At 62.3% G+C, this 16275-nt stretch carries 14 protein-coding genes; 9 read left to right on the top strand and 5 right to left on the bottom strand.

The annotated features are described in order from the left end of the window. Nucleotides 1-831 (bottom strand): NB-ARC domain-containing protein (locus VFP86_14025; protein ID HET9000752.1); only part of this gene is annotated, 831 nt, incomplete at its 3' end. A gap of 329 nt (nt 832-1160) precedes the next feature. Here VFP86_14025 and VFP86_14030 point away from each other — a divergent pair. Continuing rightward, nucleotides 1161-1829, top strand: a complete 669-nt coding sequence (locus VFP86_14030) for a sigma-70 family RNA polymerase sigma factor (GenBank protein HET9000753.1) — start codon at nt 1161-1163, stop codon at nt 1827-1829. Between the two features lie 67 nt (nt 1830-1896). Then, nucleotides 1897-2523 carry a DNA-3-methyladenine glycosylase 2 family protein gene (locus VFP86_14035; protein HET9000754.1) on the top strand — a complete coding sequence of 209 codons (627 nt, stop codon included), beginning with the start codon at nt 1897-1899 and terminating at the stop codon, nt 2521-2523. Between the two features lie 33 nt (nt 2524-2556). Here the strand turns inward: VFP86_14035 and VFP86_14040 are convergent, their stop codons facing one another. The 4 genes from VFP86_14040 to VFP86_14055 are packed head-to-tail and all read right to left on the bottom strand — an operon-like array spanning nt 2557 to nt 6587. Then, on the bottom strand, nt 2557-3438 hold the full coding sequence (locus VFP86_14040; GenBank protein ID HET9000755.1) for a carbohydrate ABC transporter permease: 882 nt from the start codon (nt 3436-3438) through the stop codon (nt 2557-2559). A gap of 5 nt (nt 3439-3443) precedes the next feature. Continuing rightward, nucleotides 3444-4418, bottom strand: a complete 975-nt coding sequence (locus VFP86_14045; protein ID HET9000756.1) for a sugar ABC transporter permease — start codon at nt 4416-4418, stop codon at nt 3444-3446. A 45-nt stretch (nt 4419-4463) separates the two neighbouring features. Further along, complete coding sequence (locus VFP86_14050) at nt 4464-5858, bottom strand: extracellular solute-binding protein (GenBank protein ID HET9000757.1); 1395 nt, start codon at nt 5856-5858, stop codon at nt 4464-4466. A 51-nt stretch (nt 5859-5909) separates the two neighbouring features. After that, nucleotides 5910-6587, bottom strand: a complete 678-nt coding sequence (locus VFP86_14055) for an RraA family protein (protein HET9000758.1) — start codon at nt 6585-6587, stop codon at nt 5910-5912. A gap of 288 nt (nt 6588-6875) precedes the next feature. Here VFP86_14055 and VFP86_14060 point away from each other — a divergent pair, with 288 nt between their 5' ends. From VFP86_14060 to VFP86_14090, 7 genes are all read left to right on the top strand, one after another. Further along, a complete protein-coding gene (locus VFP86_14060; protein ID HET9000759.1) occupies nt 6876-7604 on the top strand; it encodes an RraA family protein in 729 nt (242 codons plus the stop codon). 141 nt (nt 7605-7745) lie between these two features. Continuing rightward, nucleotides 7746-8993 carry a M20/M25/M40 family metallo-hydrolase gene (locus tag VFP86_14065; protein HET9000760.1) on the top strand — a complete coding sequence of 416 codons (1248 nt, stop codon included), beginning with the start codon at nt 7746-7748 and terminating at the stop codon, nt 8991-8993. Nucleotides 8994-9132: 139 nt separating this feature from the next. Next, a complete protein-coding gene (locus VFP86_14070) occupies nt 9133-10872 on the top strand; it encodes a peptide ABC transporter substrate-binding protein (GenBank protein ID HET9000761.1) in 1740 nt (579 codons plus the stop codon). A gap of 56 nt (nt 10873-10928) precedes the next feature. Then, complete coding sequence (locus VFP86_14075) at nt 10929-11894, top strand: ABC transporter permease (GenBank protein HET9000762.1); 966 nt, start codon at nt 10929-10931, stop codon at nt 11892-11894. 29 nt (nt 11895-11923) lie between these two features. After that, entirely contained in the window at nt 11924-12802 is an 879-nt protein-coding gene (locus VFP86_14080) for an ABC transporter permease (protein ID HET9000763.1), read from the top strand. 70 nt (nt 12803-12872) lie between these two features. Further along, complete coding sequence (locus VFP86_14085; protein ID HET9000764.1) at nt 12873-13823, top strand: agmatinase; 951 nt, start codon at nt 12873-12875, stop codon at nt 13821-13823. 113 nt (nt 13824-13936) lie between these two features. Beyond that, nucleotides 13937-16275, top strand: a 2339-nt coding sequence (locus VFP86_14090) for a LuxR C-terminal-related transcriptional regulator (protein HET9000765.1), incomplete at its 3' end; no start/stop codon positions are given.

A 16275-nucleotide genomic window follows, 5' to 3' on the forward strand; every position in this document is an offset into this window, starting at 1 on the left:
AAGGGTGTGATGCCGGGCCGGCGCGTCGCGCGTCTCTTCCGTGGAGAGTAAGGCCGGCCCTTGCAATCGTGCCAGCATCGCTGCCGGCGACAAGACGCGACTGCGGGCCGCCGCGATCTGGATGGCCAGGGGCATCCCGGCGAGCCGGTGCAGCAGTTCGGCGAGCGCCTGGGCGTCCGCGGGCGTGGGGGCAAAATCGGGCTGGACCAACCTGGCCCGCTCCAAAAAGAGCTCCGCGCTCGCTGCTCGGGCGACGCTCTCCGGGCTCGGCCGGGCGAGATCGGGCAACGCGAGTCCCGGCAAGATCATCACGTGCTCCAGCCGGAGATTCAGCGGCTCGCGGCTGGTGGTGAGCACTTTCAGGTGCGGGCAGGTGGCCACCAACTCGCCGACCCACAGCGCGGCGGGCAAAACGTGCTCGAAGTTATCCAGGACGAGCAGAACGCGGCGGTGGTGCAAGCATGCGGTGACCCGCTCCCGGGAGGAATGGGCCTTGGTTTCTCCGAGCTGCAACGCCTGGGCAATCGCGGCGTGAATGTGCGTGGGGTCCTGGATCGGCACCAGATCGACAAACCAGACGCCACCAGGAAAAGCCGACTCTACACTGCGGGCCGCGGCGACCGCCAGCCGCGTCTTCCCGACACCACCCGGACCCGTCAAGGTCAGGAGACGCACCGTATCGCCGAGGAGGTGCTGGCGGACAACCTCCAGTTCGCGGTCGCGGCCGATCAGAGGCGTCGGGTCAGACAGAAGCGGAACGCGCTGGCTCCCCGAGTCCTCGGTGGCCGTCCTCCGAGGCGCGCGATGAGATTCTCGACGTGGCTTGGGCATCCATAGCTCCCCAAGGGAGCGAGGGGAGACCGGCACACAATCCCGGGAAACACCGGTCCATCCCAAGGACGAAATGGCCGGGGGCGAACCACCGCGAACCACCGGGAATGAGTCCCAAGCACAATCCTAGCAAACGACACGGCCGGATGTAAAATAAGATCCCCGTGGCGGCGGGTGCCACCCGCCCATCTGGCCCTTTTGGACGGTCCCAATTGCCCGATCGGACGACTAGCCGCCGTCCTTCGACTATGCCAGGCTACAGGTGGAGCGAACAAGGTGCTGGAGGCAGCTCACGTGTCATTGCCCGATACGTAGAGGAGCGTGCTGCAATGGAGAGCGTGGGGATTTTGAAGGCGACGAAACCGGGATCCGACGGCGCGGCCGTCGCCGGCCCATCCTGGGGCGATCCAATGCACAATGCCCCGAGCCCGGCGGATCGAGCCCGATTCGAGCAGGTGATCGGGGAGCAGTTGGATGGACTCTACCGCTCCGCCCGCCGCCTCACGCGGAACCAGGCCGCGGCCGAAGATCTGGTGCAGGAAGTCATGCTCAAGTCCTGGCGGTCCTTCCACACGTTTCAAGAGGGCACCCGCGTCCGGGCGTGGCTCCATCGCATCCTGATGAACGCGTTTTTCGATGCCCATCGCAAGCAGACCCGGGAACCAGAAGTCGTGGAGCAGAACGATATCGACGACTTCTACTTCTACGACAAAGCAAGCGAGGGCGCGGCGCGGCGTGAGGCGGGCAACCCCGAGGCCCTGCTCGATCAGATCATGGACACCGAGGTGCTCCGCAGCCTCGATGCGCTGCCGGTGCACTACCGATCCGCGATCCTCCTGGCCGATGTGGAAGGGTTCAGCCACAAGGAAATCGCAGACATCCTGAGTATCCCCCCAGGGACGGTCATGTCGCGGCTCTTCCGCGGACGGCACCTCCTGCAACGGGAGTTGTGGGAGTTTGCCAAGAACCGGCACCTTGTCAGCGGAGACGCACATTGAAGAGCGCACGATGGCTCAATCCGCCGATATCGTGAGCGTCGAACACCGCGAAGACGGAGCGGCTCGTATGGTCAGAACCACCCTTGCCGCCGCGGCTGCCGAAGTCGCCCGCCGTGACAGGGTCATGGCCAGACTCATGAAGACGACCGGTCCCTTCCGCCTGCCGCGGCCGACCAAGGACCACTTCGCAGCTCTCGCCGAGAGCATCCTCTACCAGCAACTGGCCGGAGCCGCGGCGGCCGCGATCCACCGACGATTCGTGGCGCTCTTCGACGGTGACCTCTCTCCCGAAGCCGTCCTGGCCCTTCGTCCCAAGAAGCTTCGGGCCGCCGGGCTCTCGGGGAGCAAGGTCGCATCCATCCGAGATCTCGCAGCGAAGGTCGCCGACGGAACCGTCCCCCTTCATCGCATCGGCAGGCTCCCCGACGAGGAGATCATCACGCAGCTGTCGGTTGTCCGGGGCATCGGGCGGTGGACCGCCGAGATGTTCCTGATCTTCCAACTGCGCCGGCTTGACGTGTGGCCGGTCGAGGACTATGGAATTCGCAAGGGCTACTCGCTGGCCTACGGCCTGCGGAACCTCCTGACGCCGAAGCAGCTCCAGGTCAAGGGCGAACGGTTCCGGCCCTACAGGACGGTGGCAGCCTGGTATTGCTGGCGGGCCGTCCACGAACAACGAAAACCGCGCCGGTGACCATCTTCCGGCCACACAGCATTGGGTCGGTGCTCACTTGATCCCCGTCGTGGCGATTCCTTCGGTCAGCAACCTCTGAAAGGGCAGGAAAATAATAAAGATCGGAACCAGGCTCAGCACCGACATGGCGAACAGCGGGCCCCATTGGGACGCTTCGTTGAAATCGAGAAAGAGATTGAGGCCCAGGGGTACCGTGTACATGGCGGGCTTCGTCAAGTAGAGCAATGGTCCCAAAAAGTCGTTCCACGAGGTGATGAATGTGAAGATGCCCGTGGTCGCCATCGCGGGCACGGACAGCGGAGCCACGATGCGCAAGAACAGCTGCCAATGCCCGCACCCGTCGATGATCGCCGCCTCGTCCAGCTCCCTCGGCACCCCGCGGATGAACTGAACGATCAGGAAGACGAAGAACCCGTCGACCGCCAAGAGGCGCGGCACCACCAACGGCAGGTACGTGTCCAGCCATCGGAAATGCAGGAAGAGAATGTACTGGGGAATGATCAGCACCTGGTGAGGCAGCATGATGGTCAACAGCATGATCGCGAAGAGGACGGCTCGAAACCGGAACCGCAACCTCGCGAACGCATACGCCGCCAGCGTGCACGAGCAGACGTTCCCGATAACGGCCAAGCCGGCGATGATCAGGGAGTTCGCGAACAGCCGGGTGAAGGACAGGTTCTGGAGCGGATACCAGCCGCGTTGGTAGTTAGAAAAAGTCCAGGAGGTCGGCAGCAATCCGGCGTTGACGAAGATCTGAGCGCTGGGCTCGAACGAAGCGCCTATCATCCAGAATAACGGATAGAGCATCACAATCAGTAGGGCGATCAGCAGCACCTGGCGGGCCCCCACCCCCAGAACGCTTTGCTTCCAGGCGGTGCCGGGCAGGCGTCCCTCGTGGATCGCGGCGATGTCCATGCTGCCTACCCTTGGTCTCCGTAGTACACCCAGTACCGCGCGCTGAGGAATGCTCCCCCTGTCAGGGCGGCGATCACGATCACCAGGACCCATGCCATGGCTGCAGCGTAGCCCATATTGTAGTGCACGAACCCTTGCTGATAGAGATAGAGGGCGTATAGGAGCATCGAACCGGCAGGTCCCCCCGTGCCGTTGCTCACCACGTAGGCGGGAGTGAAGACCTGGAATGCCCGGATCAATCCCAAGACCGCGTTGAAGAAGATCACCGGCGACAGCATGGGAATAGTAATGTGCCAGAACCGTCGCCACCAGCGGGCGCCGTCTACCGCCGCGGCGTCATACAGGCTCTCCGGGATCTGGCGAAGGCCGGCCAGGAAAATGATCATGGTAGCCCCGAACTGCCAGACATTCAGCGCCACCAGCGTGTACAGCGCGGTGCTCGGGCTGCCGATCCAACTCTGCCCCCGGATGTGGACCAGCGCGAGTATCTGGTTGAGCATGCCGCCGATGCCAAACACCTGCCTCCACAGGACGGCGATGGCCACGCTCCCGCCGAGCAGGGAGGGCAGATAGAACAGCGCCCGGTACAGGGTCAGGCCGCGCAGCCCACGGTTCAGCAGCAGCGCCAGCGCCAGCGAGATCACGAGAACGGAGGGAACCGAAACGACGACGTAGAGGACCGTCACGCCGAGCGATTGCATGAAGCTGGGATCACCCGACACCATCCGCTGATAGTTCGCGATCCCCGCCCATCTGGGGGTGGACAACAGGTCATAGCGAGTAAACGACAGGGCGAGCGATGCGAGGAGCGGGCCGAGGGTGATCCCCACCAGCCCGAGTAGCCACGGAGCCAAGAACACATACGCGACGAGGTCATCCCGACGACGCGCTCCCGCCCTGCCCCGCCGGCGCGGTCTCGCCGACGCCACCGCCGACTCAAGCTCGACCGCTATATCCGCCCCCCGCCCAGCCGATGCCACCGGTCTCCACCCACCTGGACCCCTCGGCGTGAGGAGCCCGTCTGCCTAGCTCGTGGCTGCGTTGGCCTGGGAGAAGAAAGCGTCGACGGCGGACTCGACGGTCGCCTTCCCGAAGGCCACGTTCGAATAGTTATTCGCGATGGCTTGGACGACCGCGGTGTAATTAGGCGGGAAGTCGACGATGGTGGGCCTGCCGGCGATCACTCCTTTGATGAACTGAAGGTACTCCTTCGTGGCCGGCGACCCTGCGCCGGTCTCGGCAATCTGAGCGTCCAGCAGCTTAGTCACGGTCACCGCGCCGTTGCTCGAGGCATAGGCCTTCGCACCGTCGGGGTCATTGGTGAAGAAATTGATCCAGGCCGCGGCGGCGGGAATATTGGTGCAGTTGGCCGCGATGGATAAGCCGTTATTCACGAGCACCTGACCGTTGCCGCTGGGGCGCCGTGGAAAGGCGGCCAGCCTGAGCGTCCCCTTGCCGCTTGCCGTGAGCGGCGCCTGAATTGCGGGCAGCTGGTTTGCCGGCCGCTGGTCGAACATCACTTTCCCGAGTGTGATGTACCCCTGCTGGTTGTCGGTCGGCTCTTCCTGCATCATGGCCGCCGGGACCGTGGCACCCGCCTTGCGGAGCGTCTCCCACCAGTTCCAGTACTGCACCATCAGCTCTTTTGAGAAACCCAGCTTCCCACTCTTGGAAAAGACGGGCTGGCCGTGAGAAGACACCCACGCCCACCACTCGGCGTCGCCGCCGCCGCGCAGATCGCCGGCGTACACACCGGCCGGCATCTTGTCTTTTGCGTCCAAAAGCCACTTCTGCAGCTGCTCCCACGTCATGTCCGGTGGCAGTGGCGCCAGGCCTGCCTTCTCCGCTATGGAAGCGTTGTATATCCAGTTGTTGGTAGCCGAGCCGGTAGGCACCATATACAGCTTGCCATCCCGCCCCCTACCGGAGTCGACGAGGACTTTGGGCATCCCAGACACGTCAATCGCGCCTGACTGGACCAGGTCATCGAGCGGCCGGAGGACATTCCGTGTGGCATACACGGCCAAGTACCGGACCTGCATCTGAGGCACATCCGGAAGATTGCGTGCGGCGGCCTCGACGGTGAGCTTCTGCCAGTAGGTGTTAAAGTCACCCACCGGCTGTCCCTGGATTTTCGCCTTGGGGTACTTCTGCTCGAATAGCGCCATGACCGCCTGCGTCTTCTGGCTCCGCTCCCCGGTTCCCCACCAGGTGAAGCTGATCTCCCCCTCAACCGGCCCCTTCCCGGCCGCCGGCCCGGCGTTCGCGCTCTGCGCACTCACGGCCTCGAGGAGCGACGCCAGCCCACCGCTCGATGCCAGCACGGTCGCCCCCTTGCCCGCCAGAGCGAGGAAGTCACGCCGGCTCCGGGGTGTCCCGATCGAAGGACCGTCAGAATCGGCTGAGATGAATGCATCCATCGCGATCACCTCCCCCGAGAATCTCATCTGATCCCTAAGTGTGCGCCCGTCTCACAAGCCTTCATAGAAGGCTTCCATCTCTTCCACCGCCACGGTCTCGTCCAGCGGCATCCCCAAACGCTGATAGAGCTGGCGCCGCTTCATCGCATCGGCGATCAAGATGCTTTTGGCGATCCGGACCACCTCATCCGCCACCTCTACGGGAACGACGACGCAGCCGTCGCCATCACATCCGATGATATCGCCCGGACGAACAAGGACACCGCCACACGCAACCGGCTCGTTCACTCCGGCAAAGGTCACGCGTCCTGGGATGATGGTCCGGCCCCGTCCGCGACAGGCGACGGGGGTCTTCTGCAAGATCAGCTCATCTGTATCCCGCGCGTAGCCGTCCGTGACCACCCCCACCGCGCCCTTGGCGGTGATGTCCAGCGCGTTGTTCGAACCCCAGATGCCGGTCTCGGGGCATCCCTCTGTCGCAGTCACGACGACGCAGCCTGATCTGACGGCGCTCGCGATCTCCAGGCGTCCGTGCTCGGCAAACCAGATCGCGTGCGACCGTGCCGTCAAGGCATCGGTGGCTGAAAGACTCGGCATACGCACGTTGGCCGGCAGCGCACGCAGCGTGACAGCCGGGCCCCAGAACCGCATACCCTGCCAGAGGGGCCTGATGCGCTCGTCCATCAGCGTCAAGTCCTGTCTGCCCACCGAATCGAGTGCGTCGACCACATCGGTCGTCCGGAGGTACTTGAATCTGCCGGCCAGTGCGTAGGTGTCGGTCATTCCCTGCTCCGCCTCCTATCTGGTTGGGTGGGTACCGCCGCCCCACATGATCACGGCGGTGGGTTGACCGTTGAACGAGCGCATGATGTACTTTGAATCATGCGGGTGACTATCCTCCTCAGGAACGCCGACCGGGCGATGGAACCCGGCGTGGTGGCCCACGGAGTACGTGGCTTAACCGCGACTGCGTGGCTGGATACGATGTAATTGACGAGAGTGGGAGGGAGCGCGCAGATGGATCCGGATCGACAGCGGTTGCTCAACCTGTACAAGGATCTCCGCGTGACGGATGTTGCCGACGGGCTTGACATGCTTGGCTATCAGGACATTGGACTCATGGATCCCGCGATCCGCCCTCTCGCTCGCGACACGGTGAGTTTCAAGCATCGTTTGGTAGGCTTCGCACACACGCTTCGGTACGTTCCGACCTCTCATCCGGTCACCGCACGTACTCCGGCCGAGATGAGAGAATTCATCCGTAGTTGGTATCGGGATCTGGCTCCGGGCCCACAGATGGAGATCCACACCGGCGACATCATTGTGATCGATGGGACGGACACACGCGTCGGCTTCGTAGGGTCCAACAATACCTTGGGGTGGATCGTGCGGGGCGCGTTTGGAGTCGTCACCAACGGTGGAGCACGCGATACCGACGAATTGATTAGACAAGGCTGCCGAGTGTACTCCGCGCGCATCGAGAAGACGATTCGGCCGGCCCGCCTTGAGTTCAATGCCGAGCAAGAACCGGTGAACTGCGGGGGTGTTCTCGTCAAGCCGGAGGACGTGGTGGTGGCGGACGGCGACGGCGTCGTCGTCGTGGCGCGCGGGTTGGCGGAGGAGGTTGCGAAGTACGCTCGAGAGGTAGCCGACGGCGACCGAGAAAAGCGGCGCGCTCTGTTCAAACAGGCCGGCCTAGCGGAGGACGATACCGTGATCCCCCTGTCGGAGATCAGCCGGCGGTAGCGAATGGATACATAGCCTTCCACGCGGCCTGGCTGCGCTCGCGATCGTTGTGGGCTTCATCGTCTCATAATCGGGACGCACGCGGTACACGTGTCTTCGCCGGCGGATCAACGGAAGGATGTGATCTGAGGAGGAGGCCCGATGAATCCAGATGTGCAACAGGTGCTCGATCGCGTCGAACCTGCCGCCATCGTCGACTTTGCCAGTCAACTCATCCGCATCCCGAGCTTCAAAACCGAGGAAACGCCTTTGGCTCAGTGGTTGGCCGATTACTTCTCGACGCGCGGCTATCAGGTTGAGCTTCAGGAGGTGGAGCCAGGACGGTACCAGACGATAGCCACTTTGAAGGGAAGCGGTGGGGGCAAGAGCCTCATGTTTAACGGCCATATGGACATCGATCCTCTGGCCATGGGATGGAAGCGCGACCCCTGGACTCCCTTCGTGGAAGGCGACCGCCTCTACGGTGCGGGCATATTCAACATGAAGGGCGGCGACGCCTCGATGATCATGGCGGCTGAGGCCATCCGTCGATCGGGGATGAAACTCAAAGGGGATCTCGTGCTCGCCTGTGTGGTTGGCGAGTTGCAAGGCGGGATCGGTACGGTGCATTTGCTGGACAAGGGGTTACGAACGGATATGGCTGTAGTGCCTGAGCCTTACGGTGCGCACAATGTTATTAGCACTCATGCCGGTGTTGTTGAGATGGCCATATCGACTATTGGTTTCTCGCAGCACATAAGTAAAAAGCAGCATGCGGTCGATGCGATCGCGAAGATGATGACGGTGATCCCGGCCTTACAACGTGTCAGGTTTCGCTTTTCGCCGCGCGCGGATCTGCCGGATCTCCCTCTCTTGAGTGTCGGATGCATCATTGGAGGACGAGGGCGCGATCATGACCTCAAGGGACCCAACTACACGTGCGATTATTGCACGATCTTGATCGACGTCCGCTTCTTGCCCAGCCAGACCTCTGAGACAGTCCTGGAGGATGTCCGGAAGGTGCTCGACGCTCTCCAGGCGGAGGACCCAGATTTCGCCTATGAGATTGTGATGCCACCCCCTGGAAAGTTCAAAGCCCTGCGGGTGATCATGGAGCCTACCGACGTTCCTCATGATGAGTATATCGTCCAGTCGATCGCTCGACATTACCGTGAGGTCACGGGGGATGTCCCGCGAACAGTCGGGACCATCCTGCCCCTTTCATATGGAGGGGATGACACCTGCCACCTCTGGCGTGCGGGAATTCCTTGCGTACTGTACGGTCCCGAAGGGGTCGAAGGAACGAGGGAAGAACCGGACAACTGCATTTTCATCAGCGAAATGGTCCTCGCGACGAAGGTGCTCGCCTTGACGGCGGTTGATGTGTGTAACGCACCCGTTGCCAAATAGCGCTGCAGGAAACGCGGGAACGCGGAAGGAACCAGGACACTTGTATTTTGTCAGGGACAGTGTGCGTGCGATAGGAGTCTGAGCCCTCACGATCGGTTTCGTCATGTAGGCCAACTTGCGCGTAAGGGGGGAGTGGCCGATGACGACTGACGAACTGGTCCGGCAGTATAAGGCTGGGCAGATAACCCGGCGGGAATTGGTACGGGATTTGATGCTGCTGGGGTTATCCGGCTCGAGCATAGGCGCTGTGCTGGTCGGAGACACTGTTGCCGCCTCCCAGCTGAAGGCGGCAAGCCCTCCTCGGCCTAAACGCGGGGGAACGGTCGTCGTGGGCGTCTATCAGGAAGCCAACAGCCTCAACTGGCTTCTGACCGGCGGACCTTTTTCCTTCGCTACGATGGAGTTGTTCCCCATGTTTGAGCCGATGCTGCGAGTCAACACCAAGGGAGAGCTGGAACCCGCGCTGCTTGCCGAGGTGCCGACGTTGAAGAATCACGGTATCTCGGCCGACGGCCTCACCTACACGCTGCGCCTGCGACCTGGCCTGAAGTGGGCGGACGGCCATCCCTGCACCATGAGGGATTGGGCATTCACCTGGAAGTGGATCATGAATCCAAAGAACGGAGCTCAGATCACCTCTGGTTGGAACAAGATTGCAAGTATCCAGGTGAAGAACGATATTACCGCGATCGTCAAACTGCACGAGCTGTACGTGCCGTTTCTTGCAGACGTGTTGCCTGATTTGCCCATGCTTCCGGAGCATGTCCAGAGCACGATGACCACTCAGGCATTTGGACGTAAGCCCGTAGGGAACGGACCGTTCAAATTTGTTGAATGGGTCTCGGGTGACCACATTACCATGGAACGAAACCCACTGTACTGGCGCGAACCCAAGGCTTGGTTGGACAGAATTATCTTTAAAGTCGTCCCCGACCGTAATACGGTCATCGCTCAGGCAAAAACGGGGGATATTGACATCGGCGCGGACTATACCGAAGCTCAGATTCCAGAGATGTCCACTGTCCCCAGCGTGACCCTCTCGATTACCCATCCCCCCATCTATGAACGTTACCATTTCACAATGGTGACGGCCGAGGATATTAAGAAGCCGCATCCTATTTTCGGAGACATACGAGTACGCAAGGCGGTGACCCTGGCCATTGACCGCCAGACCATCATCAACAAGATCCTGTTCGGGAAAACCAAGATCGCCAAGAACGAGCTAGACAATACTCCGTATGAGAATACGGCCATCACACCAGATCCCTTCGACCCGCGACAGGCGATGGCGCTCTTGGATGAAGCCGGCTGGAAGCCAGGCCCTGATGGCATGAGGGCGAAGGGTGGTGTACGCCTCAGCGTTACTCACGGCACCACCGCCGGCAATCAGACCCGCGAGACAATCCAGGCTCTTGTCCAGGCGAATCTCAAAGATGTCGGGATTGAAATGAAGATTGCGAATGCGCCCGCTTCGACTTTTTTCGGCAGCTTCGCCGAGGGAGGGGGGGCGTGGTCGCGAAAGCTGGACATGGTGGGATTCACCGACGGCCTGCAGACTACGGATCCAAACATACGGCTCGATTGGCACAGCGAGGAGATACCGACGAAAGAACACCCCCACGGGAACAATGCAAGCGGACTGGCCGATCCAGCGCTTGATAAACTGTTGGATGCCCAACTTAAAGAACTCGATGATGCCAAACGAAAAGAATTACTGCTGAAAGCGCAGAAGATTATCCACGACGACTATCCGATGGTGCCGATGTACGACCGGTCGAACATCAACACGATACACAAGCGCACCCACGGCGTGCATCCCACGGACTTTGCTGGGATAACCGGCGTATGCTGGAACACGGAGCAGTGGTGGGTAGAGTAGCAGCAACAGGTGAAGGGCAGCGCCATTTTTCGACTGCTTGAGGAAGTTCATGAGAGATGATACGCTTCATTATTCGCCGATTGATACAATTCGTTCCCCTACTCCTCATCATCTCGCTGCTCGCCTTTCTCTTGATCCGGTTGAGCGGCGATCCGATGTCGATGTATGGGGTCAACTCCAGCATGTCGGCAGAAGATCGCGCGCGGATAATCACCCTTCACGGTTGGGATAAGCCGAAAATCGTCCAATATGTGTACTGGCTTCGCGATGCGGTGAGAGGCGATTGGGGCAATTCGTTGTTCACGTACCAGCCCGTCACCACCATGATCTTGGAACGGTTGCCAAATACGCTCATTTTGATGGGCACCGTGTATCTCGTCACCCTCCTCGTTTCAATTCCGCTGGGCATATATTCGGCAATTCATCAGTATTCTCTGGCGGATCACCTCATCACGGGGCTCGCCTTCTTCGCATTCGCCCTGCCGACCTTTTGGCTCGGGCTCATGTGCATTATGCTTTTTTCCGTCAAGTTCAAGCAATGGGGGTTCCCCTCTCTTCCGGCCGGCGGTATGTACAGCCTAGCGAAGGGACCGAGTGTCTTTGAGGTGTTCCAGCACTTAATCATGCCTGCCTTTGTGCTCACGATCGTTTCTCTCGCCACGTATGTGCGTTACTTACGCGCAAGCATCCTTGATGTGCTGCGCCAGGAGTATATTCGTACCGCCCGTGCCAAGGGTGTGGGCGAGAGGCGCATATTGTGGATCCATGCGTTCAAGAATGCCTTGATCACGTTAGTGACGCTCATGACCTTGGACATGTCCCGCATTTTTTCAGGGGCGCTCATTACTGAGCAGGTCTTTGCGTGGCCAGGCATGGGTCGGCTTTTCGTGGACCACGCGACCCGAGCAGATTATCCTGTCTTGATGGGCTTGGTGATGGCGGTTTCTCTCCTCGTGATGCTCTTTAACCTCGTTGCGGATATCACCTACGCGTATCTTGATCCTCGAGTGCGATTTGGTTAAACCTGTGTAACATGAATCAGACGCTTGTGATGCAGCACTCCCACGAAGGCTACCTGGTTCGGAGCCTCCGACAACTCGCATGGGAGCGCTTTCGTCGCCACCGACCTGCGCTTTTCGGGCTCTCTGTGCTGTTCATCGAGATATCGATCGCGGTCCTTGCTTCGTTCTTCGTCTCTCAAGACCTGGCTCTTCGTCCTCAGCCGACGAGCATTTTGCGGACCCCTTCGGGAATGCATTTTCTAGGTACAGACGAGGCCGGCCGGGATGTCTTGGCCCGGCTTATTTATGCCAGCCGCCTCTCCCTCACCGTTGGCTTCCTGGCCGTGGCCGTCGCGCTTTCCGTCGGGACCGGTTTGGGAGCCGTTGCCGGCTATCGCGGCGGATGGATTGACAATCTCCTGATGCGGTTTACCGATGCCATGCTCAGCATTCCCATTCTGTTCATCCTCATCGCGCTAACCGTCTTTTTGGGTCCCAGCGTCCGGACGATTATCCTGGCCATTGGCATCCTCAGTTGGATGGATTTGGCGCGTATCATTCGCGCCAACTTCCTGTCATTACGGGAAAAAGAGTTCGTCGAGTCCGCCCGGGCGCTTGGGGCCCCGGACCTATCGATATTGCTCCGACACCTCCTTCCAAACACGCTCGGCCCCATTGTCGTCGCCGGGACGCTGGGCGTCGGCAATGCGATGTTGGCCGAGGCAGCCGTGAGCTATTTGGGACTCGGTGTGCAGCCGCCTAATCCAAGTTGGGGCAACATGCTTTTCAACGCGCAAAGTTACCTGTGGAACGCTCCGTGGTTGGCGCTGTATCCGGGTTGCATGATCCTGATCACGGTCTTGTCGATCAACTTCGTGGGTGATGGGTTGCGAGACGCCCTCGACCCGCGAATGACAGTACGGGATTGAATGGATGAGGCTGAGCAGGCGGAGCACAGCCCCAAACATTCCGTCCGAAGCTTCGGAAGGAGGAACCCCCGTGTCCCCTAGCGTGAACCCCGTACCAGTGGGCCGTGCGACGTTCCTCGATGTGCCGCGTTGTACGGACCCGAGTACGATCGATGCGCATGTCGCGATCATCGGGGTCCCGTTCGGCGTCCCATACGACCTGGACTATTCAACAATGGCGAGCATCGGCCCCCGTGCGATCCGTGAGCAATCGACGCACTACGCCCCTCGGTATCTGACCCATTACGACTACGACTTTGCTGGGGAACTGTTCGGCGGCCGTGGGGTGAAAATCGTCGACTGCGGCGATGTGACGATGGTACCTGGGCGATGGGTGGAAAACTCGAGGATGGCAACTGCGACGATTAAAACCATCGTCGACCGCGGCGCCGTGCCCATCGTCCTTGGAGGTGAGCATTCGACCCCGATCCCCGTCATGCGTGCCTACGAAGGGCGCGGGCCGATGTGCGTGGTGCAGATCGACGCTCACATTGACTGGCGAGATGAGATCGACGGCGTCCGCGAAGGGCTGAGCAGTACGATGCGCCGAGCTTCCGAGTTGCCGTGCGTGAAGGGCATGGCCCAGATTGGGATCCGAGGCTTCGGCAGCGCTCGGAAGCGAGAATTCGATGATGCTCGCGAGTACGGATCGGTCCTTGTTGGAGCGGAAGAACTGCATCGGGTAGGGGCCGAGGACGTTCTCCGCCGCGTGCCGGCTTCAGATCGCTACTACATTACGCTCGATGCGGACGGCCTCGACCCGAGCATCGCGCCAGGCGTGTGGAACCCAGCATTCGGTGGCGTCACATACTACGAGGCGACCAACCTGCTCCGAGGCATCGCCGCAAAGGGAAGGGTTGTGGGGTTCGACGTTGTTGAGATAGTGCCAAGCGCCGATGTACAGAACATGACGAGCCGGCTCGCTGCGCGGCTGATCATGAACCTCATCGGCGCTATGGCTCACGAGGGTCAAATCGGTTAAGACTGCCCTCCGGCAATCGCCCCGAGGAGCGGCATGGTTCTTCCACGAATGTAGCCCACAATAGGCCGTTGCAGGAGACGGCGCGAGTGCCGGGGAGCACGGGAGAGATAATGATGCCCAAACCGCGCCACCGGGTCGGCCGGGCCAGGCCGGAAGCCGCATCACCCACCCTCGGCGCGCTGCCGCCCACGGTGCTGTCCGATCCGGTGCCGCTGATCGGCCGGGAGCACGAACTGGAGGCCATTCGGACGCACCTCCTCGGCGAGTCCGTGCGTCTCGTGACGTTGACGGGGCCGGGGGGCATTGGGAAGACGCGTCTGGCCCTGGCGGCGGCCCGGTATGTCCAACCGGCGTTCCGGGACGGGGTGTGGTTCGTCGACCTTGCCCCGCTCAACGACCCTGCCGAGATCGACGTGGCCATTAGCCAGGCTTTGAAGATCAAGGAGGCCGCCGCGCTCTCCCCGGCGGAGCGAGTCGCTGCGTATCTCCGGGACCGCCACCTCCTGCTGGTCCTGGATAACTTTGAGCATCTCTTGCCTGCGGCGGCTCGGGTGGCGGCGCTGTTGGCCGCATCACCGCAACTCAAGGTCCTGGTCACAAGCCGCGCACCCTTGAAGCTCCGCCTAGAGCATCGGCTGCCGGTCGGGGGGCTGGCCCTGCCGGACCTGCGCACACTGGACCCCGCTGCGATGATGCAGGCACCCGCGGCGGCGCTCTTCCTGGAGCACGCCCGGCGCATCCAGCCAGATCTGGCGCTCACCCCGGCGGACACGCACGCCCTCGCCGAGCTCCTGCACCGGCTCGACGGCCTCCCCCTTGCGATTCGGATCGCCGCGGCTCGCAGTCACGTCCTGTCCCCGACGGCGATGCTGGCTCGGCTCCAGGGGCAGGCCCTTCTGTCCACGGAAGAAGCGCGGGATGTGCCGGTGCGGCATCACACCCTCCGCGACGCCATGGACTGGAGTTATGGCTTGCTCAGCGCCGCCGAGCAGGCGGCCTTCCGCCAGCTGGGTGTCTTTGTGGGGGGTGGATCCCTGGAGGGGGCGGAGGCAGTCCTGCAGGACACCGAGACCTCGCCCACATGGGCCATCCTCGCCCTGCTGGTGGATAAGAGCCTGGTGCAGGCCGACGTGCTCGCCGGCGACGACCGGCGCTACCGGTTGCTCCAGCCGGTGCGCGAATACGCGCTGGCGCGCCTTGCCGGAAGTGGAGAGCTGGGCACGACCCGGGAGCGGCACGCGCGGCACTACCTCGCCCTGGCGGAGCAGGCGGCTGCGGCGGGTTGGGGCCCCGAGGAAGACGCCTGGTTCCGGCGGTTGGAGACGGAGCACGAGAACCTCCGGGCGGCGATGCGGTGGGCGGCGGAGCGAGGCGACGGCGAGTTCAGCCTGCGCCTCACCGGAGCGCTCGCCGACTTCGACTTCTGGTCGGTCCACGGCTACCTGCGCGAGGGACGGCGCTGGCTCGAAGAGGCGCGGGCCTTGGGTGCCGACGCTTCTCCATTCCTTCGAGCCAGAGCGATCGCGGGCGAGGGTAACCTCGCGCGGCTCATGGGCGACTACCCTCAGGCCCGGGCCCTGCTGGAGGAGGCGCTGGCCCTCGCCGAACCCCTCCACAACCTAGCCCTGATGGCCCGTATCCTCTGGCGCCTCGGTGCCGCCGACGCACTCCAGGGTCACGTCGGCGACGCGCGGGCGCTGCTGGAACGGAGCGTGGCGCTGGGCCGGGAGGCGGGGGCACCCGAGACGGCGATCGCGTTGGTGATCCTCGGACGGACGTTCGCGTTGCTCGAGGACCTGGAGCGCGCCGAGGCCACGGTGACCGTGGGTCTGAGCCTGGCTCGTACCGCTGACAGCGCGCACATGACGGCGTTCGCCCTCACCAACCTCGCGCAACTCAAGCTGAGGCGCCGGGATTACGCCGCTGCGTCCACCCTCGGCGCGGAGGCGCTCCGCCTGGCCCGGGCGCTGGAGTACCGATGGGGCATCACGCATGTCGTCGGAATCGCCGCTCTTGTAGATGGGCACCACGGCGACGTCGAGCGGGCCGTGCGTCTCTTGGCGGCCGTGGATTCGTGGAGCGAGTGGACTGGCGAGGTCGTGAGCCCCATGTACCACGACCCCGCGGCCTATGCCGCCCTCCACACGCGGGCGCGCCAGCAGATGGGCGAGGCGGCGTACCGCGCCGTGGTGGCGGAGGCGCGGGCGATGTCGGTGGACCAGATTGCCGACCTGGCCCAGGCGTGTCTCGAGCCGTCCGCGCCGCGCAGCTCGGATGGCACCGCCGCAGCCCACTCCGGCCTACAGCTCAACGACCGCGAGCGCGCCGTCCTGCGGTTCGTCAGCGAGGGGCTGCCGAACAAGCAGATCGCCACCGCGCTGAGCATCGGCGAGCGCACGGTGAAATCGTACGTCGCCTCGGCGATGAACAAGCTCGGCGCCGACAACCGCGC

The sequence above is a fragment of the bacterium genome (assembly GCA_035703895.1).
Taxonomy (GTDB): Bacteria; Sysuimicrobiota; Sysuimicrobiia; order Sysuimicrobiales; family Segetimicrobiaceae; genus Segetimicrobium.